We start from the raw sequence: 23,306 nt of genomic DNA, 5'->3' as shown, positions 1-23,306 counted from the left end.
ACGCCATGTGCTACCAACCAACGATCCGTGCGTTGCTTATCGTCGGCGCGCTGCGATGCTTCGCCCCCGCGTTGTTCTGACGTTTCGATCAAGCGCGGTCTTGCCCTGCGCCCGGCCCACGCTGAAGGCTCAAGCGGTGAAAGCGCAGCGTCATCAGAACAGCCACGCTCGCGAGCCCCGCGGCGAGCCCCCACCACAACCCGCGCGCGCCCAGGCCGAAGTGAAACGCGAGCGTGTAGCCCGTCGGAAAACCGATGCCCCAGTAGCCGAACGCAGCCGCGATCATGGGAACGCGGGTGTCCTTGAGGCCGCGCAGGCAGCCCGAGGCCACCGTCTGCATGCCGTCCACGATCTGGAAGATCGCCGCCACGCCGAGCAGCGACGCGGCAAGCGCGACGGTGTTCGCGTTGGCGGGGTCGTCGAGCTTGAGGTAGAGCCCGACGATCCAGTGCGGCGCGACGATCAGCACGAGCCCCGAGAGCGACATGAACGCAACGCCGAGCACGAGCGCGACGAAGCCCGCATGGCGCGCGGCAAGCGGCTGCGCCGCGCCTTCCCAGAAGCCGACGCGCACATTGGCCGCCTGGCCGATCGAGAGCGGGACCATGAACGACACGGACGCTACGTTGAGCGCAATCTGGTGCGCCGCGAGCTGCGATTCGCCCAGCACGCCCACCATGAGCCCTGTGGCGAGAAAGAGCGTCGATTCGACCCCGTACGTGATCGCCACCGGCCAGCCGATGCCGAACAGTTCACCCATCAGCGGCACGGTGGGGCGCCGGGCAGCGACGAAGTGCCGGTAGCGCGGCCGCAAATGGAGCAGCGCCGCCAGCACGAGCGCGGAGAGCCAGACGGTGAGCGTTGTGGCCGCGGCCGAGCCGAGAAAGCCGAGCCGCGGCAGTCCGTACACGCCGTGGATGAGTCCGTAGTTGAGAAACGCGTTGACGAACACGCTCGCAATCGAAACACCGAGCAGCCGCCGCGCTGCGCCAATGGCGGGCAGAAACGAGCGCAGCAGCCCGATGCCCGCAAGGCTTGCGGGCGCGGCCCAGCGCAACACCGCGCAGTACTCGCCCACGTTGCGCGCGAGCAGCGGAGGTTCGCCGAACGCGAGCAGAATCGGCGTGGCAAACGACAGCAGCGCGAACGCCGGCACGGTGAGCAGCAGCGAGAGCACGAAGCCGGTCCAGTAGATGTGCGGCACGTGATGCTCGTTCTGCGCGCCGCGCGCGTTGGCCACGGTCACGCTCACGGAGGTGAGCACGCCTTGCAGCAGCGTGACGACGACGAAGTAGAGCGCGGCGCCGAGGCCGCCGGCGGCGAGCGCATCGGCGCCGAGCGAGCCGAGCAGCACCGTGTCGGTCACGCTCATGGCCATCTGGGCGAGCTGCGCGATGGCGAGCGGGGCGGCGAGGCGGGCGGTGTCGGCGGCGTGGCGGGAAAGCGTGGGCGGCCTCGTGCCCACGCGCGAGAAGCTCGATTGCTGGGTCATGGGAAGGGAAAAAACGGCGCGAGCGTACGGGCGCGCCGCGATTCTTATGATGTCTTTCGGGACGGACAGCTTATTGCGGGAACGGGCAGTTGTCGATGGAAAAGCCCGTTTTTGGTGCAGTTTCTTTCAATCGGCTTCGCGCACGGCGATGCGTGTATCGCCGAACAGCACGACCTGGCCCGCGCGTATCTTGCACGTCTTGCGCAGCTCCACTTGACCGTCCACCTTCACTTCGCCTGCGGCCACCAGCTGCTTGGCCGCGCCGCCGCTGTCGGCGAGGCCGGTGATCTTCAGCAGGTTATGGAGTTCGACGTAGTCGCCGGTGAGCGGGAAATCGAGATTGGGCATGGCGCACGCGAGGGAACAGGTTCAAGGGCTCGCATCATAAGCCCGCGGGCGCGGGCGCGTCGAACGGATTGCGTGGAGGCCGCGGGTGCGTGGGCGGGCAAGGGTTCTGCGCGCTTGTCTCGTAGGGGTGTATGGATATACAGTGTGCGTCGCCATCTTCCCATTCTGCCTACGCCGTGCCTTCCGCTTTCGTTCCGGTTTCCGCTTCTGTTCGCGATTCGTCTGCCCTCGTCGAGCGCCCCGCCGCGCATGGCGGCGCAAGCCCGACGCCCGAAATGGCAGCCGAGGTTGCAACGAAAGTCGCCGCCTGGCTCGCGAAGCTCAACGACGCCCAGCGCGCGGCCGTCGAGCACGGCGTCGGCGAGGCCGGCGCGCCCGCGCCGCTCGTGGTGATCGCGGGCGCGGGCTCGGGCAAGACCAATACGCTTGCGCATCGCGTGGCCCATCTTGTCGTGAACGGAGCGGACCCGCATCGCATCCTGCTGCTCACCTTCTCGCGCCGCGCCGCCGACGAAATGACGCGCCGCGTGACGCGCATCGCCGCCGGCGTGCCGGGCGCGTCTGCGGCGCTCGCGCACGGGCTCATGTGGGCCGGCACGTTCCACGGCGTGGGCGCGCGGCTCTTGCGCGAGTACGCCGAGCGCATCGGCCTCGCGCCTGGCTTCACCATCAACGACCGCGAAGATTCCGCGGACCTCATCAACCTCGTGCGCCACGAACTCGGTTTGTCGGCGAAGGAACGGCGGTTCCCGTCGAAGTCCACGTGTCTCTCGATCTATTCGCGCGTCGTGAATACCGGTGCGTCGCTCGCCGATGTGCTCGCCCGTGCGTTTCCGTGGTGCTGCGAGTGGGAGGCGGACCTGCGCGCGCTCTTTGCCCGCTACGTCGAGGCGAAACAGGCGCAGAACGTGCTCGACTACGACGACCTGCTGCTGTACTGGGCGCACATGGCCGCGGAGCCCGCGCTTGCCGCCGAGCTTTCCGCGCGCTTCGATCATGTACTCGTGGATGAGTACCAGGACACGAACCGCCTGCAGGCGTCGATCCTGCTCGCCCTCAAGCCCGACGGGCGCGGCCTGACGGTGGTGGGCGACGACGCCCAGGCCATCTACTCGTTTCGCGGCGCCACGGTGCGCAACATCCTCGACTTTCCCGCGCAGTTCGATCCGCCCGCGCGGCAGGTCATGCTCGAGCGCAACTACCGTTCCACGGCGCCCATTCTCGAGGCGTCGAACGCGGTGATCGGGCTCGCCAAAGAGCGCTTCGCGAAGAACCTCTGGACCGACCGCGCGAGCGAGCAGCGTCCGCGGCTCGTTACCGTGGCCGACGAAGCCACGCAAGCGCGCTATGTCGTCGAGCAGGTGCTCGAGGCGCGCGAAGCGGGCATGAAACTGAAGTCGCAGGCCGTGCTGTTTCGCGCGGCGCACCACAGCGCGGCGCTCGAAGTGGAGCTGGCTCGACGCAACATTCCGTTCGTCAAGTTCGGCGGGCTGCGTTTTCTCGATTCCGTGCACGTGAAAGACGTGCTCGCTGTGCTGCGTTGGGCGGAAAACCCGCTCGACCGCGTGGCGGGCTTTCGGGTCGTGCAACTGCTGCCTGGCGTGGGGCCGGCCACGGCGGCGCGGCTGCTCGATCAGGTCGCAGCCTGCAAGGGTACCTGGACTGCCGCCGACGCGCTCGCGGCATTCGCGCCGCCACCGCGCGCCGCAGAAGACTGGGCCGCGTTCGTCGCGATGATGTCGACGGTCTGCTCGCGCACGAGTGCATGGCCTGCCGAGTTCGAGCTGATCCGCCGCTGGTACGAACCGCATCTGGAACGCAACCACGAAGACGCCGCCATGCGTCACGCGGACGTGCTGCAGATGGAAAGCATTGCGGGCACGTACCCGTCGCGCGAACGCTTTCTCACGGAACTCACGCTCGATCCGCCCGATGCCACGAGCGGCGAGTCCGGCGTGCCGCTGCTCGACGAGGACTACCTGATTCTCTCCACGATCCATTCGGCGAAGGGCCAGGAGTGGCGCAACGTGTTCGTGCTCAACGGCGTGGACGGCTGCATTCCGTCCGACCTGGGCACCGGCAGCGACGAAGAGATCGACGAGGAGCGCCGCCTGCTCTACGTGGCGATGACGCGCGCGAAGGAAGACCTGCACATCGTCGTGCCGCAGCGCTTCTATGTGCACAACCAGACGCAAGCGGGCGACCGGCATGTCTGGGCCTCGCGCACGCGCTTCATTCCGGCGCCGCTGTTGCCGCTCTTCGAGGCGCGTGCGTGGCCGCCCGTGCCCGTCGCCGCCGCGCCCACGGCGGCGGGGCTGGCTGCGGCGGCTCACGCCAAGGTGGAGATTGCGGCGAAGCTCAGGAAGATGTGGGACTGAGCAGGGTTATTGCATCCGAGGCCAAGGCGGCTGGCGTGCTGGCTTCAGCGCTGCGCCCTCAGCGCGACTGACGCTGCTGCTGTTGCTGGTTGCGCACGGGCGGCGTGAAGACGTTGCGCAGCCACGCCGCGAGGCGAGCGAACACGTCGTAGGGTTCTTCGACGAAGATCTCGGGCTTGAGCAGGCGCAGGTATTCCATGATCTGCTGCGCTTCCTGCTTCTGGAACGAGCCGTGCGAAATGCCAAGGCGCAGCAGCCCGCGCAACTCGCCCAGCTTTTCGCGCGACGCGCTGCCCACACTCGTTTCGCAGGCGATCTTCGCCTCGTAGATGCGCTGGCGCAGCGATTCCGCGAGCCGCCACGCCGGCGTCTGCATCACTTCTTCGAGCGTCTGGATGTCCTGCACGGCCGACTTGATCTGCGCCGAGAGCGGATCGATCAGGTTGGGCGCGGCCTGCGCCTCGTTGACGATCGCCGTGGCCCAGTCGCGACAGTGCTTGGCGAGCTCGTCGGGCGTCCATTCGGAGCGGGCGGCGAAACCGAAGCCGTACTCGGCGGCCTGCCGCATCAGGATGGCGACGACGTCCGGAAATTCCTTGTCGAGCGTGCGTTTTGCCCACGCGTACTGGCCGCCCTGAAGCATGCGCTGCACCGCGTGCTCGGTGAGCGGCACCATGTTGTCGAGCAGCTTCGCACGCAGGAAGTCCTCGAACGAGGGCGTCGCGAACTGCGGGTCGAGCTTGAGCGACACGCGCAGGAACGCGTCGAAATCCTTGCGTAGCGACACAAGGGTTTCTTCCTTCAGCGTAAGGGTGATCTGGCCCATGTTGTTATCCCGTTTCCCCGGTCCGCCCCTCTTCGTGGCGCCGTGGCGTATCTGCTGTATGCCGGCGGAGCGTCCTTCGCGCGGGTTGCCGGCGTCTTCACGTTCGTGACGGCGCGGTGAACGGACGACGCGCGTCGCGCGATCTGCGTGCGATCCGGGCGCATTGCGCGCCGCCAGGCCGGCGGGCACCAGGGCCGGAGCCGGCGCGAAAAGCGGATTTCGATCGGCGGACTTCGATCTGTTTAACGGCGTGCGGTGGGCAAACTTGAGGAAGTCATGACGCAGCGCACGAAACGCCGGCCTCCGGGGCGGGCGCGCCGGGGGCTCACGTTCGGCGGACGGGGAAGGGACGGGGGCGCTAACGCAGCACGACGCCTTGCCAGACAAAGAACACGGCGAGCCCCACGGCGATAGTGAGCAGCGGCCGGCGCGTCAGCGCGCTCACGGCGATAGCCGCGAGCGCGCCGACGAGCTGCGGATTGCGCCACGTCAACTCAGGGCTGCCGTGCGGGGCGACCGCCATGGGGACGATGAGCGCCGTGAGCACGGTGACGGGCACGAAGCCAAGCGCCGTGCGCACGAGCGGCGGAAAGACGACGCGGTCGCCCAGCACGAACACGGCCGCGCGGATCGCCCAGGTGATGAGCGCCATGCCGAGAATCAGGAGCGCGTAGTTCATCGGCTTGCCTCTGCGGTGCGTCCGCGCGAGGCGCCCGGCAGCGACAGCGCGACACCCACCGCGACGCCGGCGAGCACGGCGCCCAGCAGTCCGAGCTTGTAGGGCCACGTCTGCCAGAGCAGCGCGAGCGTGCCCGCGGTGACCGCGGCCGCGAAGTAGCGGACGGCCACCAGCTGCGGCACGACGATGGCGATGAAGGTGGCGACCATCGCGAAGTCGAGCCCGAGCGACTGCAGTCCCGGAAAGGCCGCGCCGAACAGCAGTCCGGCCGCCGTCCAGAGCTGCCAGTTCACGTACATGGCGAGCCCGGAGCCGAAGAAGTACCAGGGGCCAATGGCGTCGAACCGGCCATGCGGCTGACGACGATAGTGGGCCCAGGCCACGGCGAATACTTCGTCGGTGAGCAGGCCGGCGAGCACCAGCCGCCAGCGCAGCGGCAGGTGCGCCACATAGGGCGCGAGCGTCGCGCTGTACAGCAGATGCCGCAGATTCACCACGAGCGTCGTGCCGAGCACGACCGGAAAGCTCGCGCTGCCCGCAATCAGGCCGAGCGCAATGAACTGCGCCGAGCCGGCGAATACCGCGAGGGACATCAACTGCCCTTGCCACACGTGAAGCGGTCCCGACGTGACGAGCGTGCCGAAGATGATGCCGAACGGGGCGGCGCCGACCATCATCGGAATCGTGTCGCGCGCGCCCGCCGTGAATTCCTTGAAGCGAATGGAACGGGTCACTCTCTCCTCCTTTTGCCGCGAGCTTAACGGAGGGCGTAGGCAGCTGGCTTGTACGTTCTTGCGGCGGGGTGGGGAGGGTGTTCCCAGGGCGGTTATGCCGCTTGCCAGCGCCCCGGCGGCACGCCGAACATGCGGCGGAAATGGCGCGTGAAGTGGCTTTGATCGACGAAGCCGCTGGCCGCCGCGACCTCGGCCACCGGCCGGCCCGCGCGCAGGGGCGCAAGCGAGCGTTGCAGGCGCATCTGGTTGCGCCACGCGTGCGGCGGTAGCCCCGTAGCCTGGGCGAAAAGGCGTGCCGCGTGAAAGGGCGAAAGGCTGACCGCTGCCGCGAGGTCGGCAAGCAGAAGCGGCGTGGCGAGATGGCTGGCGAGGTGTTCCTTCATCGTTGCCACACGCGGGTCGCGCGCCGGGCGCAGCACGTGTTCCGGCGGCGTGCGGCCGTAGCGGACGAGCAGCGTGGCGAGCGCGTCGAGCAATGCCGATTCGGCAGCGAGCGGGTCCGCCGTCGGCGTGGACGTCGGAGCGGGCAGTCCGGCGGCGCCGGCTTCGAGTAGCTGGTGCGCACGAGAGAGGCGGCGCGCCAGGTCGGCGTCGCGAATCACGTCGGCGTCGAACCACGGCAGCGGCTGCGCGCCGCCCGCGATGTCCTGCGCGAGGCTGTGCATGTACTCGATCGGCACGTACATCACCCGATAGCGCCAGCCTTCGTCCACGGCACGCGAGCCCGTATGCACCTCGCCGGGATTGATCACCGGCACGCTGCCCGCTTCGGCGACGTAGTGCGTGGCGCGATAGCGATAGCGTTCCGCGCCTTCCTCGATCACGGGAATCGTGTAGGCGTCGTGCCAGTGCGGTGTGAACTCGTGATCGTGATATTCCGCGGTGAGCAGGTCCGCGCCGGGCAACAGCGGCGTACGCCAGTAATGGGCGGAATCGCGGAAGCGGGTCACGGTCATGGTTTCGGGCTTGCGGGTCTCTTGAGACTGGTGCGTTATGCGTGGGCGGAACCTGCCTACTTCAACGGAATGGGCGTGCCCGCGGGGACGGGCACGGCGCTCACGCTATTCTTGGCGCTGCCGCTTACCACGCGGTCGCTGTAGGTCAGATAGACGAGCGCGTTGCGCTTTGCATCCACGACGCGCACCACGTGCAGCGTCTTGAAGATGAACGACATGCGTTCCGTGAACACGTCCGACTGCTGCTTGAGGTTGCCTGTAAAGTGGATCGGCCCGACCTGGCGACATGCGATGGACGCCTCCGTCGGGTCTTCGGCTACGCCCAGCGTGCCCTTGATGCCCCCTGTGCGTGCCCGCGAGACATAGCAGGTGACGCCATCGACGAGCGGATCGTCATAGGCTTCGACCACGACGCGGTCGGAGCCCGTGATGCGGAAATTCGTGTTGACGCTGCCGATATCCTCGCCGTATGCCGCGCCTGTCGTGGCCGCGAGGAACGCGGTACCGACTGCGGCAGCGCATCGTGCGGTGACGCGCAGGCGCGGGTTTCGCGTCGTGGAGAAGTCGTGAGTGCGTTTGGCGAGGTTCATCGTGGATCGATCGGCGGGAATGACAGATCCACATTATCGACGAACTCGCGCGGCGACTCGCCACCGCTCTGCCGGAAAAGAAAAAAGGGATTACGTGAAGACACGTAATCCCTTCGATATCTTTTGGCTCCCCGACCTGGGCTCGAACCAGGGACCTACGGATTAACAGTCCGGCGCTCTACCGACTGAGCTATCGGGGAACAGCAATACAACCGTTCACTACGTAAAAAAGCCCGTTATGGTTAACGGGCTTTTGCAATTTCTTGGCTCCCCGACCTGGGCTCGAACCAGGGACCTACGGATTAACAGTCCGGCGCTCTACCGACTGAGCTATCGGGGAACAACAAAAGCAGAGAAGCGAGATTCTATGGGGTACTTCAGACGCTGTCAATACTTCGGGGCTTCGGCGAGGCGTATTTCCTGCGTGCGCTTCTTGCCGTAGCGCCTGCCGGACCGGCCTGATAGACAAGCCCCGATGTCGTTTAGCGCTGCAGCAGCGACAGCTTGTCCTTCACGTCCTTGAATTCTTCGGCTTCCGGCAGCGGCTGCTTGGTCTTCGTGATGCTCGGCCATGCCTTCGCCAGTTCGGCGTTCAGCGGAATGAAGTCCTGCTGGTCGCCCGGCACGTCTTCTTCGGCGTAGATGGCGTTCACCGGGCACTCGGCCACGCACACAGCGCAGTCGATGCACTCATCCGGGTCGATCGCGAGGAAGTTGGGACCTTCGCGAAAGCAGTCCACCGGGCACACATCGACGCAGTCGGTATAGCGGCACTTAATGCAGCTTTCGGTCACAACGTGAGTCATTCAGGCAGCTCCTGCGTGCAGTATCAGGGGTGGCGAAACGCCAAAACCGGTATTGTAACTGAACGTCAAAAGACGAATCCACACGCTGACAGGCCGGCTTATATCGTTTGGTGATTAGTTTATGGGTCGCGCCGCGGCTGTCATGGCGCGATGAGCCTTGTCCAGCCGGTGTGCTGGCACGTGCCGTGCCGACGCCTTGCGGTAACATGGCGACCAAAGGGCGCGGGGGACGTGCCCTGCAAGCGCGGGCGTGCGGACGTCGTGACCGCGCGACCGTCCGACCGCAGTCCAGCCGCCACACCATGATCATTACTTCGCTGCTCGATACCGATCTGTACAAGTTCACGATGATGCAGGTGGTGCTGCATCATTTCCCCGCCGCGAGTGTGGAATATCGCTTCCGTTGCCGCACGCCGAATGTCGACCTGGTTCCCTACATCGACGAGATTCGCAGTGAGCTGCGCCTGCTCTGCAAATTGCGTTTCACGGAGCCCGAACTTGACTACCTGCGGCAGATGCGTTTCATCAAGAGCGATTTCGTCGACTTTCTGGCGCTCTTTCAGCTCAACGAAAAATACATTTCGGTGACGCCGTCACCGAAGGGCAACGGCGAGATCGACATCGAGATCAAAGGGCCGTGGCTGCACACCATTCTCTTCGAGATTCCGGTGCTTGCCATCGTCAACGAGGTCTACTTCCGCAACACGCAGCAGCAGCCCGACTACGCCGTGGGCCGCGAGCGGCTGCGCGAGAAGATCACGCTGCTGGGCGCGAAACCGGAGTTCGCCGACTGCAAGATCGCCGACTACGGCACTCGCCGGCGCTTCTCGAAGCGCTGGCATGAGGAAGTGATCCTGACGCTCAAAGACGGCCTGGGCCCGCAGTTCGCCGGCACGAGCAACGTGTTCTATGCCATGAAGCACGGCCTCACGCCGCTCGGCACCATGGCGCACGAATATCTGCAGGCGTGTCAGGCCTTGGGTCCGCGGCTGCGCGATTCGCAGACCTACGGTTTCGAAATGTGGGCGAAGGAGTACCGCGGCGACCTCGGCATCGCGCTTTCCGACGTCTACGGCATGAAGGCGTTTCTGCGCGACTTCGACATGTATTTCTGCAAGCTCTTCGACGGCGCGCGGCACGACTCGGGCGATCCGTTCGACTGGGGCGAGCGCCTTATCAGCCACTACGAAGCGAATCGCTGCGACCCGCGTACCAAGGTGCTCGTGTTCTCCGATGCGCTCGACATCCCGAAGGTGCTGCAGCTCTACGAGCGCTTCCGCGGGCGCTGCAAGCTGGCCTTCGGCGTCGGTACGAATCTCACCAACGACCTCGGCTACAACCCGCTGCAGATCGTCATCAAGATGGTCCGCTGCAACGGGCAGCCTGTGGCGAAGCTCTCCGACTCGCCGGGCAAGAACATGTGCGACGACAAGGCTTACCTGGCCTACCTGCGCCAGGTGTTCGGCATCGAGCAGCTGGCCGATGACGAGACCTCGGGCAAATAGATCGCGCTGTGCGGCGCCGCCGTGGAGCGACTTGATCGCTCATTCTGCGATGGCCGCGCGTTTGCCGCCATCCGGCCGCCTGGAATAGGCCGTTTGCCCCCGCGGCGGTGCATCCCCCGCCGGTATAATTCCGCGATACTCGATCTGCCCACGACACGAGGACCGCTTCATGGATACATCCGCTGCCCGTCGCAACATCCTCGCGCGCATTCGCGCTGCGCAGGGACGCGACGCCGAGCCCACCGCGCCGGAGCGCGAAGCGGTCGTGGACTACCTCGCGCGTCATCCGCAAGGTCCGCGTCCGCCATTGCCCGCCGATCTGAAGGCCTGCTTCATCGAGGCCGCTCACAAAATGGCCACCACGGTGGACGAAGTGGATACGCTCGCCCAGGTGCCCGCCGCCGTGCGCCGCTACCTGGAGACGAACGGCTTGCCGCTCACCGGCGTGGCGTGGGCGACGCTCACGGAACTTGCCTGGGCCGACGCGGGACTCGCCATCGAATTCCGCAAACCTGTGGATACCGATCTTGTCGGCGTGACCGGCTGCTTTTGCGCGGTCGCGGAGACGGGCACGCTGGTGCTGCTCTCCGGACCCGAGACGTGGGCGTCCGGGGCGCTGCTGCCGGAGACGCACGTTGCGATCGTGCCGGCTTCGCGCATCGTGGCCGGACAGGAGGATGCGTTCGCGCTGATTCGCGCCGAACGCGGCGAACTGCCTCGTGCCGTCAATTTCGTTTCCGGGCCGTCGCGCACCGGCGATATCGAACAGACCATCGTGCTGGGCGCGCACGGTCCTTATCGCGTGCATGTGGTGATCGTGCGCGGGGCGTGACACGTGTGCCGCGCGGCCGCATGCGGCTGCACGGCGGCTTGCTGCGTGCCGGTGCGCCACGCGTTCGACGCCGGACCTGCGGGATAGCCGGATAGCCGGACAGGCGAAACACCAACCGGACACGCCACACTGACGGGTCGCCCGGAACTTCGTGCTTCGTGCTCGCGCGTTGAACCCATTTCGCCGACCGTGCTGCCGCCACGCTCCACACTGACGGCGCATCCAAGGCGTTTCTACAACAAACAAGGACCTGAACATGACACGACACGCCGCGAGTGCAGGCGTGGCCCTCTTTGCTGCATATGCCGCGTTTGCATTGTTGGCCGTGTGGCCCGCACTCGCCGTCGCCGCGACACTCGATGGGGCCGCCTTGTCGGCGTGGTGGACGGTGCCGTTCGCCGGCATGCTGCTCTCCATCGCCATCTTTCCGATTGTCGCGCCGGCCTTCTGGCATCACCACTTCGGCAAGATCGCCGCGGCGTGGGCGGTGCTCTTCATCGTGCCGTTCGGCGCAGCGTTCGGCCTCGCGGCCGCGTGGCGCACGCTGCTGCACGCGCTCGTCGAGGAATACGTGCCGTTCATCGTGTTGCTGACGGCGCTCTATACCGTGGCCGGCGGCATCTGCGTGCGCGGCAATCTGCACGGCTCGGCGCGCGTCAATACCGCGATGCTCGCGCTCGGCACGGCGCTCGCCAGCATCATGGGGACGACGGGCGCGGCCATGCTGCTGATCCGGCCGCTGCTGCGCGCCAACGACAACCGCCGGCACGTCGTCCATGTCGTCGTGTTCTTCATCTTCCTCGTGGCGAATGCGGGCGGCTCGCTGTCGCCGCTCGGCGATCCGCCGCTCTTTCTCGGCTTCCTCAATGGCGTGGGCTTTTTCTGGACGACCCAGCATCTCGCGTTGCCCATGCTGTTCGTCTGCGGCGTGCTGCTGGCAGTGTTCTTTGCGCTCGATAGCTGGTACTGGGCGCGGCGCGAAGAAGCGCGGCCAGCGAGACTCGATCCCACGCCCGATACGGTGTCGTTCGGCATCGACGGCAAGATCAATCTGTTGCTGCTCGCGGGCGTCGTCGCGCTCGTGCTCGCGAGCGGCCTGTGGAAGCCCGGCGTAACCTTCGACCTGATGGGCGTACACGTCGAACTGCAAAACGCGGTGCGCGACGTTGCGCTCGTTGGGATCACGCTGATTTCGCTCGCCGTGACGCCGCGTGTGGCGCGCATCGGCAACGGCTTCAACTGGGCGCCCATCGAGGAAGTCGCGAAACTCTTTGCCGGCATCTTCGTGACCATTGCACCCGTCATCCTGATCCTGCGCGCGGGCGAGGGCGGTGCCTTCGGCGGTATCGTGCACCTGGTCAACGACGCCGCCGGCCAGCCGCGCGAGGCCATGTACTTCTGGGCGACGGGGCTCCTCTCTTCGTTCCTCGATAACGCGCCCACGTACCTCGTGTTCTTCAATCTCGCGGGCGGCGACGCGCCGTCGCTGATGACCACGGGCGCCACCACGCTCGCGGCGATTTCGGCTGGAGCGGTATTCATGGGCGCGAACAGCTATATTGGCAACGCGCCGAATTTCATGGTGAAGGCCATTGCGGAGTCGCGCGGCATTCGCATGCCGAGCTTCTTCGGCTACCTGCTGTGGTCGGGCGGCGTGCTGTTGCCGGTGTTTCTCATGACGACGTGGATATTTTTCTGACGCCAACTGGCGCGCAAACAGAAACAGAGTAAGCGGAGAAAACCGATGCAGAAGATTCTCGTGGCACGTCCCATCTTTGCGGACGTGATCGAGCGGTTGAAGCAGCACTTCGAAGTGGAGTGGAACAACGGCGACGTGCTGAGTGCCGACGAACTCGCACGACGTCTCGCGGACAAGGACGGCGCGCTGACGGCGGGCGACCCGATTGGCGCGGCGACGCTCGCGGCGGCGCCGAAGCTGCGCGTCGTGTCGAACATGGCCGTGGGCTACAACAACTTCGATATGGCCGCGTTCAACGCGGCGAACGTGCTCGGCACCAATACGCCGGATGTTCTCAATGAATCCACGGCCGATTTCGGCTGGGCGCTCATGATGGCGGCTGCGCGGCGCATCGCGGAATCCGAGCACTGGCTGCGCGCGGGCCACTGGCAGAAGTGGTCGTACGACGGTTTTCTCGGCGTCGATCTCTACGGTTCCACGCTGGGCGTGATCGGCATGGGACGTATCGGTCAGGCACTGGCGCGCCGCGCGCGCGGCTTCAACATGCGCGTCGTCTATCACAACCGTTCGCGCGTTGCGCCCGAGATCGAAGCCGAACTGAACGCCGCCTATCTGCCGAAAGCCGAGCTGCTGCGCGAAGCCGATCACGTCGTGCTCGTGCTGCCCTACACGGCCGAGAACCACCACACCATCGGCGCTGCCGAACTCGCGTTGATGAAGCCCACCGCCACGCTCACGAACATCGCGCGCGGCGGGATCGTCGACGACGCCGCGCTCGCTGAAGCATTGCGGGAAAAGCGCATTGCCGCAGCCGGCCTCGACGTGTTCGAAGGCGAGCCGAACCTCAACCCCGCGCTGCTCACGGTGCCCAACGTGGTGCTCACGCCGCACATCGCGAGCGCGACGGAGCGCACGCGCCGCGCGATGGCCAATCTCGCTGCCGACAACCTGATTGCCGGCCTGGGTAAAGGGCCGCGTGCCGGACAGCCGCCGAATCCCATCAATCCTGAAGTAATCGGAAGGGCACGCTCATGACGGCGATGCTGTTGATGTCGATTGCCGTGATCGTGCTGGCCACGGCGCTCGTGATCGTGCTCGTGATGGCGATGCGCGGGCGCGACGGCTCGGCGCAGGCGGGGCTCCATGAGCTGGCCGACCGGCTCGCGGCATTCAATGATGTGCAGTCACGTACCGCCGAACGGCTCGAACGCGAGCTGCGCACGGACATCGCGCAGACCGCGCAGGCCTCCCGCACCGAACTGGGCAGCGGCCTCGCGCAATTCCAGCAGACGCTTGCGACGCAGCTCACGAGCATCGCGACCGTGCAGAACAACCAGATCGACGGCTTCGCGCAACAGCTCGTCAAGCTCACCGAGACCAACGCACAGCAGCTCGAAGCCGTGCGCCAGAGCCTGCAGCAGCAGGCGCTCCAGGCGCGTGACGAGCAGGGCTCGGCGCTCAAGCGTTTCGGCGACACGCTCACGCTGCAACTTTCGCAGTTGACCGAAGCGAACGACCGTCGCTTTGCCGAAGTGCGCGCCACCATCGAGCAGCGGCTCAAGGACATCGAGGCGAACAACGCGACGAAGCTCGAAGAGATGCGCCGCACCGTGGACGAAAAGCTGCACGCCACGCTCGAGCAGCGTCTCGGCGAGTCGTTCAAGCTGGTGTCCGACCGGCTCGAGCAGGTGCATCGCGGGCTGGGCGAGATGCAGACGCTGGCGGCGGGCGTCGGTGACCTGAAGAAGGTGCTGACGAACGTGAAGACGCGCGGCACGTGGGGCGAAGTGCAGCTTGAAGCGCTGCTCGAACAGATGCTCACGCCGGATCAGTACGCGAAGAACGTCGCGACGGTGCCGAAGAGCGGCGAGCGCGTGGAGTTCGCGATTCGACTGCCGGGCCGTCCCGACGCGACGGGCACCGTGGCGCCGGTATGGCTGCCTATCGACGCGAAATTTCCGCGCGAAGACTACGAGCGGCTGATCGACGCGCAGGAGCGTGCCGACGTGGCGGCCATCGACGAGGCAGGCCGTGCGCTCGAAGCGCGCGTGCGCGGCGAGGCGCGCACCATCGCGGAGAAATATCTGGCGCCGCCGCATACCACCGACTTCGCGCTGCTGTTCCTGCCCACCGAAGGGTTGTACGCGGAGATTTTGCGGCGCCCTGGCCTCACCGACCTGTTGCAGCGCGACTATCGCGTGACCATCGCGGGGCCGACTACGCTGACGGCGCTGCTGAACAGTCTGCAGATGGGTTTCCGCACGCTTGCCATCGAAAAGCGGTCGAGCGAGGTCTGGCAGGTGCTGGGCGCGGTGAAGACCGAGTTCGGCAAGTTCGGCGACGTGCTCGCGAAAACGAAGTCGCAGCTCGAAACAGTGACGCGCTCCATCGAGGCCGCCGAGGTGCGCACGCGTGCGATGAACCGCAAGCTGCGCGACGTCGAGGCGCTGCCGGGCGAAGAGGCGAGCGGTGTGCTGGGTGAGGCGCTTTCAGGCGCGGACTCGGACGAGCCCTGAGCTGTTGCGTTGACCGCGCCGTAGTGAGCGCGGTCAACGCGGCGGCTATGCCCGCTCTTGGCGAGTCTGCACGCCGGCGGGCGGCACGGCATCGGCGAGGCGGTCGATGGCGTCGCCCGTCATGCGCACGATGCGCCAGTCGGGCAGCACGGTGGCGCCCAGCTTCTCGTAGAAATCGATGGCCGGCTGGTTCCAGTCGAGCACCGACCATTCGAAACGTCCGCATTGACGCTCGCGTGCGAGCGCCGCGAGGCGGCTCAGCATGGCCTTGCCGAGCCCCGTGCCGCGCTGCGACGGCTGCACGTACAGGTCTTCGAGGTACAGCCCACGCCGGCCGAGAAAGGTCGAGAAATTGTGAAAGAAGAGGGCGTAGCCGACCACGCGTCCGTCGTCGTCGGCGACCAGCGCTTCCGATGCCGGCCGCGGACCGAACAGCGCGTCGTTGAGACCCGCTTCGGTTGCAACGAACAGATGCGTGAGCTTTTCGTATTCGGCCAGTTCGTACATCAGCGCGAAGATTGCGCCGACATCGGCGGGCGTTGCGGGACGAACGACGGCGGTCATTTACGCTTCCTCGGGCACATCGGAGAGATGGATTTCGATGCCGCCGAAACGCGAGGCGACCCAGTTGTACGCGTGGCACGCAATCCACAGCAGGATGAAACCGAGAATCGCGTTGAGCAGGAGCGCGCTGAACACGGTGCTCAGCTCCACCGAACCGTAGCGAATGAACGCCACGAGCACGCCGAGCAGCACGATCGGCACGCTGAAGGTCAGGTAGACCAGGATGAGCGCTTTGGCGGTCTGCCCCGGAGCGATGAAGGAGATCTGCTTTTTCATTGAGTCGAGACCCGTGGTCGTGTGTGTTGGTTGGTGAAAGACGGTGATTCAGACGAGTGCATCGAACAGCATGATGTCGACGCGGTCGCCTGCGTCGAGATCGGCGGCATCGTGCGCAAGGACGACGAAGCAGTTGGCCTCGCTCATCGAACTCAGCGCCGCCGAGCTTTGCGAGCCCGTGGGCGTGACGTGCCATTGGCCGTGCGCGTCGCGGTGGGCGATGCCGCGCTGAAATTCCGTGCGGCCGGGCCGCTTGCGGATAGCGACCGTGCAGGCGGCGTCGATCAGCGGCACCGGGTTCACCGAGGCCCCGGTCATCGCGATCAGCGCCTCGCGCACGATCTGGTAGAACGTGACCATCACCGCGACCGGGTTGCCCGGCAAACCGAAGAACAGCGCGGGATGGCCGTCGCCGGCACGCGCCCCGGACCAGATGCGGCCGAAGGCGAGCGGACGGCCGGGCCGCATGGCGAGGTTCCAGAACGCCACGTCGCCGATGGTGTCGAGCAGTTTGCGGGTGAAGTCGGCTTCGCCCACCGACACGCCGCCCGAGCTCAGCACGACGTCGGCATTGGCGGCTGCATTGCGAATGGTGGCTTCGAGTGCGCCCGGTTCGTCGCGCACAACGCCGAGGTCGATGGCTTCCACGTTGAGGCGGCGAAGCATCGCATAGAGCGTGTGCCGGTTGCTGTCGTAGATGCAGCCTGCTGCGAGCGGCTCGCCGATAGAACGCAGCTCGTCGCCGGTCGAGAAGAACGCGACGCGCAGACGCCTGTGCACCGGTACTTCGGCGATGCCGAGCGAGGCCACGAGGCCGATGTCGGCGGCGCGCATCCAGCGGCCCGCACGCAACGCCGGCTGCCCCGCGGCCAGGTCTTCGCCCGCGCGTCGCCGGTTGGCGCCTGGCCGAACGGCGCTGGCGGCGAACGATACCGTCTCGCCTTCCACCTTCGTGAGCTCCTGAGGCACGACCGTGTCGCAGCCGGTGGGCATCGGCGCGCCGGTCATGATGCGCACGCACGTGCCGCGCGCGGCCTTGCTGTCGAACGGGTGTCCGGCGAGTGCCTTGCCGGCGATCTTCAGCTCGACGGTGCGTGGGGCGTCGCCGTTCGCCGCGCTTGTGCCGAGGGCTGTGCCGTCGAAGGCGTAGCCGTCCATGGCGGAGTTGTCGTGCGCGGGCACGTTGATGGGAGAGACGATGTCTGCGGCGAGCACGCGGTCGAGCGCATCGCGCAGCGGCACGCGTTCAGCAGCCGTGACGGGCGTGGCCCACTGGCGCACGATGGCCCGGGCGGCGGCAACGGGCAACGCCTCGGGATCGTAATCGGCGACGCAACGGGACAGGTTGTTAAGCGTGGTCATTGATTGGAGATGCGTCGCGCCCGGAAGGAATCCGGCGGTCGTACCAGGATGAGCGGCGGTGTCTTGCGGACCCCGCACACGCGCGCATCGTGGCGCGCCTGGCATGGTCACGCGCGCCCGGATTCGGCGAGTTCCTGCAATGAATTGATATTGTAAAACGCGCGTTCATCGGCAAAGGTCACTTCAACGGCCTTGTGGCGCGCGTACCACGCGCGAACCTTGCGCTCGCCCGCGGCCAGAAAGGCCGCGAGGTCGTCGGCAAGCGAGGTGCGCAGCAGGACGAAGACCGGATGCAGCGAAGTCTCGCCGGCGGCGTTGGTGGTCTTCACGGTCGCAATGTCGGCGTCGTCGGCTTCGACCGCTTCGGCGAGACGTTGGGCGAGATCGGCCGGCAGCCACGGTGAGTCGCAAGGTGCTGCTAGCAGCCATTCGGTGCGTGCCGCAAGCATGCCGGCGAGCAGTCCTGCGAGCGGTCCGGCGTAGTCGGGCAGGGAGTCGGTTACGACCGCGGCGTGCCAGGGCGCGCCGAGCGCGGCGTAGCCGTCCTGATGCCGGTTCGCGCTGACGAGCAGCGGACCGACCTGTGGCGCGAGGCGCCGCATGACGTGCAGCGCCAGTGCTTCGCCTTGCAGCGGTTGCAGACCTTTGTCGGCGCCGCCCATGCGAGTGCCGCGTCCGCCGGCAAGCACGAGTCCGGTGATGCGGTCGGCGGGCATGTTCATCGGCGTGTCTTGTTCAGCCGCCGATGTACGACATTTCGATCCGGCCGCCGTCTCCAGAAGGCGGTTGTCCAGCGCCGCTGCCGCGCAATTGCGAATAGCGGTCGGCGCGGCCTTGCCAGATGTGCGTGATGGCGCCGTCGATGTCGTCGTCCGTGGCGTCGCCGCGCACGAGCGCGCGCAGGTCGTAGCCGGCCGAGGCAAAGAGGCACAGGTAGAGCTTGCCTTCCGTCGAGAGGCGAGCACGCGTGCAGGTGCCGCAGAACGCGCGCGTGACGCTGGAAATCACGCCGATTTCGCCGGCGCCGTCGGCATAGGCCCAACGTTGCGCAGTTTCGGCAGCGCTATGCGCTTCGAGCGGCACCAGCGGAAACTCCCCGTGAATGCGGCTGACGACGTCGGCGGACGGCAGCACTTCGGTCATGTTCCAGCCGTTCGACGTGCCCACGTCCATGTACTCGATGAAGCGCAGCACGATGCCGGAGCCGCGGAAGTGGCGGGCGAGGGGCAGAATTTCCGCGTCGTTGGTGCCGCGCTTGACGACCATGTTGACCTTCAGCGGGGCGAGGCCCACGGCCTCGGCGGCAGCGATGCCTTCGAGCACGTCGGCGACGGCGAAGTCGGCGTCGTTCATGCGGCGAAAGAGGGCGTCGTCGAGCGCATCGAGACTCACGGTGACGCGCGTGAGCCCGGCATCCTTGAGGCTGCGCGCCTTGCGCGCGAGCAGCGAGCCGTTCGTGGTGAGCGTGAGATCGAGCGGACGTCCGTCGGGCGTGGTCAGCGTGGCGAGGCGTTCCACCAGGTGCTCGACGTTCTTGCGCAGCAGCGGTTCACCGCCTGTGAGGCGGATTTTTTCGACGCCGTGTGCGACGAAGCGCTTTGCGAGCCGCTCGATTTCCTCGAACGTGAGCAGGGCGCTGTGCGGCAGAAAAGGATGGTCCTTGTCGAAGACCTCGCGCGGCATGCAGTAGACGCAGCGGAAGTTGCAGCGGTCCGTCACCGAAATGCGCAGGTCGCGCAACGGCCGCGCCAGCGTATCGAGGAGTACGCCGCGCGGTGCGCTCGCGGCTCCGGCAGTGGAGCGAGGGACGGTGAGCGCGTTGGCATCGGCGACAGGGATGATGCGACGGGACATGGTGGTTTTAACAAGGCTTGACCATGCATTTTAGCCGAACCGCCTCTTTGCCACATGGGACCAGACCGGCCGCGTGGGGTCTTGCGGGTGGCTTGCCGGCGAGGGGGCGCCTCAAGCGTGGAAGGTTCGCGAGGAACTCTGCCATGTTGTGGGCCTCTGGCGCTGCCACGTTGGGGCCGTTGGCGGCGTCCGGGCACAGGCGTCGGACAAAAAAGCCCGCCGGTGAGGGCGGGCTTTCGCGTTTGCAGCGCGGTTCGAGCGACCGCGCAGCCTTACTGCGGGTGCTTGATGGTCTCGACCTGTTGCATCGGCGTCGAATCCGCCGGCGGCAGCGGCTTGCGTTCGCGCGGCGCGCGCGGCGGCTTCACCACCTGGGCGGCCGCTTCCTGCGCGGCGCGCAGCTTGTCGGCGTCCGTGTTGACCCAGACGAGGCCGGCGTTTGCCAGCATCGGCTGCAGCGTTTCCGGCGACAGACCGTTGGCGTGCGGCGCAGCCTGGCGGGGCTTGACCGCGGCCGTTGCTGCCGGCGCCGTTTCCACGGGAACTGCGGCGGCGGGCACGGCTGCTTCATGCGCCGGAACCGCAGCCTGGATCACGTCTTCCCGAATCACCGGAACCGGCTGTGCCGCTGCGGGAACCTCTTCCACCGGCGGCGTGGTGCCTTCCGGGGCCGCTTGCGCGGCGGGTGCCGTTTCAGCGGATGCGGCGTGAGACGGCGTAGCCGTCTCGGCCGATGCAGGCGCCGCGGCTTCAACCGGCGCGACAGGCGCTGTTTCGACTGCGGCGGCAGCCGGAGCGACCTCGACCGGAGTCATCGCGGGGGCCGGCACAGGCGCCGGTTCGGTAGCCGGCACCGCTGGCGCATGACTGGCTTCCGTAGCCGGGACGCTTTCTTCCGCGGGCACGATGGGCGCGACGGTTTCGATCTTCGCTGCGGCTTGCACGGCGAGTTCGGGGGCGTCGGTGGCAGGCTGGAGTTCAGTCACGACGACCTTCTCTGTCGCCACAGCAGCGACCACGGCTTCCACTGCGGCCGCCGGCTTCACGCCGTGATGCTCCACTTCGTGAACGGCTTCCGCTCCCTCCTCAGGCTCCGTGTCGCCGCCGGCTTCCGCGAGGTCGGCCGTATGCGTCAGGTTCGCGCCTTCAGCTTCGCGCTCGCGACGACCGCCACGGCGGCCGCGACGACGGCGGCGGCGTTCTTCGCCTTCACGCGGTGCGGCGCCCTGGTCTTCCGGTGCGATGTCTTCAGTGATGCCTGCCGCGAGACTTGCCTCGACGGCAGTTGTCGACTCAGGCGCCAGCAGCTCGCCCGGGACGTTCAACTGCTCAGCTGCGGCCTCGGCTTGCGGACGACGGCGCTCGCCGCGTTCCGCACGCTCGCCACGTTCGCGGCGCTCACCGCGCTCCTGCCGTTCGCCGCGCGGTGTGCCTTCTGCCGCGACGTCGGCGCGTTCCTGGCCGCGCTCTACGCGCTCGATGCGTTGCTCGCGTCCTTCGCGACCCTCACGTCCTTCCCGGCCCTCGCGGACTTCACGGGCTTCACGCGGTTGGCGCGGCTCGCGTGCCTCACGACCTTCACGACCTTCGCGGCCTTCACGACCTTCGCGGCCTTCACGACCTTCACGCGGTTCGCGTTCCTCACGGCGTTGAGCCGGTTGCTGCTGACGTCCGCCGACGGCTGCGCCTTCACCGCGTGCGGCTCCGTCGCGTCCGCCGCGGCGGTTGCGATTGCGATCGCCACCGCGCTCGCCGGCCGGGCGTTCCGGGCGCGCTTCACGTGCCGGACGTTCAGTCTTTGCGGGTTGCGCAGGTGCCGGAGCGGTAGCGACCGGAGCCGGCTGCACGCCGAACAATCCCTTGAGCCAGCCAAAGAAGCCGCCGCTCGCGGGCGCGGCAACGGCCGGAGCGGGTGCCGCCTGGGGCTCCGCGGCCTTGACCGGTGCGCTGGGTGCCGGACGCTCAGGAGTAATGCCCTTCACCGCGGCCTCCTGCTTCGGTTTCACTTCTTCGCTGCGCTTGCTGTAGCCCGTTTCGGACTCCATTTCGCGGGCCGCGTCTTCGGCCATCTTCCAGGATGCACGCGGCTCGTCGAGGCGCGCGTCGTCGTGGCGCAGGCGCTCGAGCTTGTAGTGCGGCGTGTCGAGGTGCTTGTTCGGAATCAGGACGACGTTGACCTTGAAGCGCGACTCGATCTTGTTGATTTCCGCGCGCTTTTCGTTCAGCAGGAAGGCCGTCACTTCGACCGGCACCTGGCAGTGGATCGCGGCGGTGTTTTCCTTCATCGCCTCTTCCTGAATGATGCGCAGGACCTGCAAGGCGGACGATTCGGTGTCGCGGATGTGGCCCGTGCCGTTGCAGCGCGGGCAGGTGACGTGGCTGCCTTCGGAAAGCGCCGGGCGCAGACGCTGGCGCGACAGCTCCATCAGACCGAAGCGCGAGATCTTGCCCATCTGCACGCGGGCGCGGTCGTGCTTGAGTGCGTCTTTCAGGCGCTGCTCGACTTCGCGCTGGCTGCGGGCCGACTCCATGTCGATGAAGTCGATCACGATCAGGCCGCCCAGGTCACGCAGGCGCAGCTGGCGGGCCACTTCGTCGGCGGCTTCCAGGTTGGTGCGGGCGGCGGTTTCCTCGATGTCGGCGCCCTTGGTGGCGCGCGCCGAGTTCACGTCGATGGCGACGAGTGCCTCGGTGTGATCGATCACGATGGCGCCGCCCGAAGGCAGCGGCACCGTGCGCGAGTACGCGGTCTCGATCTGGTGCTCGATCTGGAAGCGCGAGAAGAGGGGCACATCGTCGTGGTAGCGCTTCACCTTCCCGACGTTGTCGGGCATCACGATGTCCATGAAGGCGCGGGCCTGATCGTAGATGTCCGTCGTATCGATCAGGATTTCGCCGATATCCGGCTGGAAGTAGTCGCGGATCGCGCGGATCACGAGGCTCGATTCCAGGTAAATCAGCATCGGCTCGCCCTGGCGGCCGCTTTGCGAGGCGGCCTCGATGGCGCGCCACAGTTGCAGCAGGTAATTCAGGTCCCACTGGAGTTCTTCGGCGCTGCGCCCGATGCCGGCCGTGCGCGCGATGATGCTCATGCCGTCGGGCAACTGCAGTTGCCCCATGGTTTCGCGCAGTTCCTGGCGGTCATCGCCCTCGATGCGTCGCGAGACGCCGCCGCCGCGCGGATTGTTCGGCATCAGCACGAGGTAGCGGCCGGCGAGCGAGATGAACGTGGTGAGCGCCGCGCCCTTGTTGCCGCGCTCTTCCTTCTCGACCTGGACGATGAGTTCCTGGCCTTCGCGCAGGGCGTCCTGGATGCGCGCCGAGCGCATGTCCACGCCATCGCGGAAATACTGGCGGGCCACTTCCTTGAACGGCAGGAAGCCGTGGCGGTCTTCGCCGTAGTTGACGAAACAGGCTTCGAGCGACGGCTCGATGCGGGTAACGATGCCCTTGTAGATGTTGCCTTTGCGCTGCTCGCGCCCGGCGGTTTCGATGTCGATGTCGATCAGCTTCTGACCGTCGACGATGGCAACGCGCAGTTCTTCCTGCTGCGTCGCATTAAACAGCATGCGTTTCATTGAACGGCTCCAGAGCGGCCTTGCCGGCCCACGTCCCGTGGTTGTCAGGCACGGGGACGCTGGCGGGCGGCGGCATGCCGCGCCTTATTGTGTTGTCACAAGCACGCTGGAGCAGGAACGATGGCGGGGAGAATTGCCGTCAGAGGGCCCATCCGTCAAACGGATGGAAGGGCCGCGGGGCACGTGCGAATACGGCTTCAAACAATGGCTCGATACGCCGCGCGGAATGCGGTGGTCCGAATGCTTCCGGTTTCTTCGACGCCTTGGCCTGCTGCGCGCAATGTGCTGCGCGCGGCCTTGCTGCGCGTTGA

20 protein-coding genes and 2 tRNA genes are annotated in these 23,306 nt (G+C 66.7%); 6 read left to right on the top strand and 16 right to left on the bottom strand.

Features of this window, described 5'->3' with window-relative positions:
- Positions 1-88: 88 nt before the first annotated feature.
- Together PXJ20_RS07420 and PXJ20_RS07415 are read right to left on the bottom strand one after the other, a co-directional pair.
- The gene (locus PXJ20_RS07420) at positions 89-1,492 is read right to left on the bottom strand and encodes an MATE family efflux transporter (RefSeq protein ID WP_277596677.1); all 1,404 of its coding nucleotides are present in this window, start codon (positions 1,490-1,492) and stop codon (positions 89-91) included.
- A gap of 126 nt (positions 1,493-1,618) precedes the next feature.
- Positions 1,619-1,840: an RNA-binding S4 domain-containing protein gene (locus PXJ20_RS07415; RefSeq protein ID WP_017774638.1), complete on the bottom strand. Its 222-nt coding sequence runs from the start codon at positions 1,838-1,840 to the stop codon at positions 1,619-1,621.
- Positions 1,841-2,115: 275 nt separating this feature from the next.
- Between PXJ20_RS07415 and PXJ20_RS07410 the strand changes: the two genes are divergently transcribed.
- Positions 2,116-4,218: an ATP-dependent helicase gene (locus PXJ20_RS07410; RefSeq protein WP_421029676.1), complete on the top strand. Its 2,103-nt coding sequence runs from the start codon at positions 2,116-2,118 to the stop codon at positions 4,216-4,218.
- 58 nt (positions 4,219-4,276) lie between these two features.
- On the opposite strand, the gene PXJ20_RS07405 is transcribed toward PXJ20_RS07410, so the two are convergent.
- From PXJ20_RS07405 to fdxA, 8 genes are all read right to left on the bottom strand, one after another.
- The gene (locus PXJ20_RS07405; RefSeq protein ID WP_017774640.1) at positions 4,277-5,044 is read right to left on the bottom strand and encodes a DUF4088 family protein; all 768 of its coding nucleotides are present in this window, start codon (positions 5,042-5,044) and stop codon (positions 4,277-4,279) included.
- A gap of 358 nt (positions 5,045-5,402) precedes the next feature.
- Positions 5,403-5,723 (bottom strand): AzlD domain-containing protein, encoded by a 321-nt coding sequence (locus tag PXJ20_RS07400; protein ID WP_126876649.1) that lies wholly within the window; start codon positions 5,721-5,723, stop codon positions 5,403-5,405.
- Positions 5,720-6,400 carry an AzlC family ABC transporter permease gene (locus tag PXJ20_RS07395; protein WP_085970107.1) on the bottom strand — a complete coding sequence of 227 codons (681 nt, stop codon included), beginning with the start codon at positions 6,398-6,400 and terminating at the stop codon, positions 5,720-5,722. The genes PXJ20_RS07400 and PXJ20_RS07395 overlap by 4 nt, the downstream gene beginning before the upstream one ends.
- A 149-nt stretch (positions 6,401-6,549) precedes the next feature.
- Positions 6,550-7,413: an AraC family transcriptional regulator gene (locus PXJ20_RS07390; RefSeq protein WP_421029675.1), complete on the bottom strand. Its 864-nt coding sequence runs from the start codon at positions 7,411-7,413 to the stop codon at positions 6,550-6,552.
- A gap of 56 nt (positions 7,414-7,469) precedes the next feature.
- Positions 7,470-8,003: a CreA family protein gene (locus PXJ20_RS07385; protein WP_421029674.1), complete on the bottom strand. Its 534-nt coding sequence runs from the start codon at positions 8,001-8,003 to the stop codon at positions 7,470-7,472.
- 124 nt (positions 8,004-8,127) lie between these two features.
- Positions 8,128-8,203 (bottom strand) — tRNA-Asn (locus PXJ20_RS07380).
- Between the two features lie 64 nt (positions 8,204-8,267).
- Positions 8,268-8,343: transfer RNA gene (locus tag PXJ20_RS07375), tRNA-Asn, on the bottom strand.
- A gap of 142 nt (positions 8,344-8,485) precedes the next feature.
- Positions 8,486-8,809 carry a ferredoxin FdxA gene (gene fdxA / locus PXJ20_RS07370; protein WP_413212260.1) on the bottom strand — a complete coding sequence of 108 codons (324 nt, stop codon included), beginning with the start codon at positions 8,807-8,809 and terminating at the stop codon, positions 8,486-8,488.
- Between the two features lie 302 nt (positions 8,810-9,111).
- Here fdxA and pncB point away from each other — a divergent pair, with 302 nt between their 5' ends.
- From pncB to PXJ20_RS07345, 5 genes are all read left to right on the top strand, one after another.
- Complete coding sequence (gene pncB, locus PXJ20_RS07365) at positions 9,112-10,314, top strand: nicotinate phosphoribosyltransferase (protein WP_017774647.1); 1,203 nt, start codon at positions 9,112-9,114, stop codon at positions 10,312-10,314.
- Between the two features lie 169 nt (positions 10,315-10,483).
- The gene (locus PXJ20_RS07360) at positions 10,484-11,146 is read left to right on the top strand and encodes a LutC/YkgG family protein (protein WP_421029673.1); all 663 of its coding nucleotides are present in this window, start codon (positions 10,484-10,486) and stop codon (positions 11,144-11,146) included.
- A gap of 256 nt (positions 11,147-11,402) precedes the next feature.
- Positions 11,403-12,845 carry a sodium:proton antiporter gene (locus PXJ20_RS07355; protein WP_421029672.1) on the top strand — a complete coding sequence of 481 codons (1,443 nt, stop codon included), beginning with the start codon at positions 11,403-11,405 and terminating at the stop codon, positions 12,843-12,845.
- Between the two features lie 45 nt (positions 12,846-12,890).
- Complete coding sequence (locus PXJ20_RS07350) at positions 12,891-13,880, top strand: 2-hydroxyacid dehydrogenase (RefSeq protein ID WP_421029671.1); 990 nt, start codon at positions 12,891-12,893, stop codon at positions 13,878-13,880.
- Complete coding sequence (locus PXJ20_RS07345; RefSeq protein WP_421029670.1) at positions 13,877-15,361, top strand: DNA recombination protein RmuC; 1,485 nt, start codon at positions 13,877-13,879, stop codon at positions 15,359-15,361. The genes PXJ20_RS07350 and PXJ20_RS07345 overlap by 4 nt, the downstream gene beginning before the upstream one ends.
- A gap of 45 nt (positions 15,362-15,406) precedes the next feature.
- On the opposite strand, the gene PXJ20_RS07340 is transcribed toward PXJ20_RS07345, so the two are convergent.
- The 6 genes from PXJ20_RS07340 to PXJ20_RS07315 all read right to left on the bottom strand — a co-directional run bounded on the left by PXJ20_RS07340 (position 15,407) and on the right by PXJ20_RS07315 (position 22,995).
- On the bottom strand, positions 15,407-15,925 hold the full coding sequence (locus PXJ20_RS07340) for a GNAT family N-acetyltransferase (RefSeq protein WP_017774652.1): 519 nt from the start codon (positions 15,923-15,925) through the stop codon (positions 15,407-15,409).
- Entirely contained in the window at positions 15,926-16,201 is a 276-nt protein-coding gene (locus PXJ20_RS07335) for a hypothetical protein (RefSeq protein ID WP_017774653.1), read from the bottom strand. It lies immediately after the preceding gene.
- Positions 16,202-16,249: 48 nt separating this feature from the next.
- Complete coding sequence (gene glp / locus PXJ20_RS07330; protein ID WP_421029669.1) at positions 16,250-17,563, bottom strand: gephyrin-like molybdotransferase Glp; 1,314 nt, start codon at positions 17,561-17,563, stop codon at positions 16,250-16,252.
- A gap of 107 nt (positions 17,564-17,670) precedes the next feature.
- The gene (mobA, locus tag PXJ20_RS07325; RefSeq protein ID WP_421029668.1) at positions 17,671-18,285 is read right to left on the bottom strand and encodes a molybdenum cofactor guanylyltransferase MobA; all 615 of its coding nucleotides are present in this window, start codon (positions 18,283-18,285) and stop codon (positions 17,671-17,673) included.
- A 13-nt stretch (positions 18,286-18,298) separates the two neighbouring features.
- Positions 18,299-19,417: a GTP 3',8-cyclase MoaA gene (moaA, locus tag PXJ20_RS07320; RefSeq protein WP_421029667.1), complete on the bottom strand. Its 1,119-nt coding sequence runs from the start codon at positions 19,415-19,417 to the stop codon at positions 18,299-18,301.
- 272 nt (positions 19,418-19,689) lie between these two features.
- Positions 19,690-22,995 (bottom strand): Rne/Rng family ribonuclease, encoded by a 3,306-nt coding sequence (locus PXJ20_RS07315; RefSeq protein ID WP_421029666.1) that lies wholly within the window; start codon positions 22,993-22,995, stop codon positions 19,690-19,692.
- Positions 22,996-23,306: the final 311 nt, after the last annotated feature.

Source organism: Paraburkholderia sp. A1RI_3L (assembly GCF_048957895.1).
Classification (GTDB): domain Bacteria; phylum Pseudomonadota; class Gammaproteobacteria; order Burkholderiales; family Burkholderiaceae; genus Paraburkholderia; species Paraburkholderia kururiensis.
This window is presented reverse-complemented; position numbering and strand designations above follow the sequence as displayed.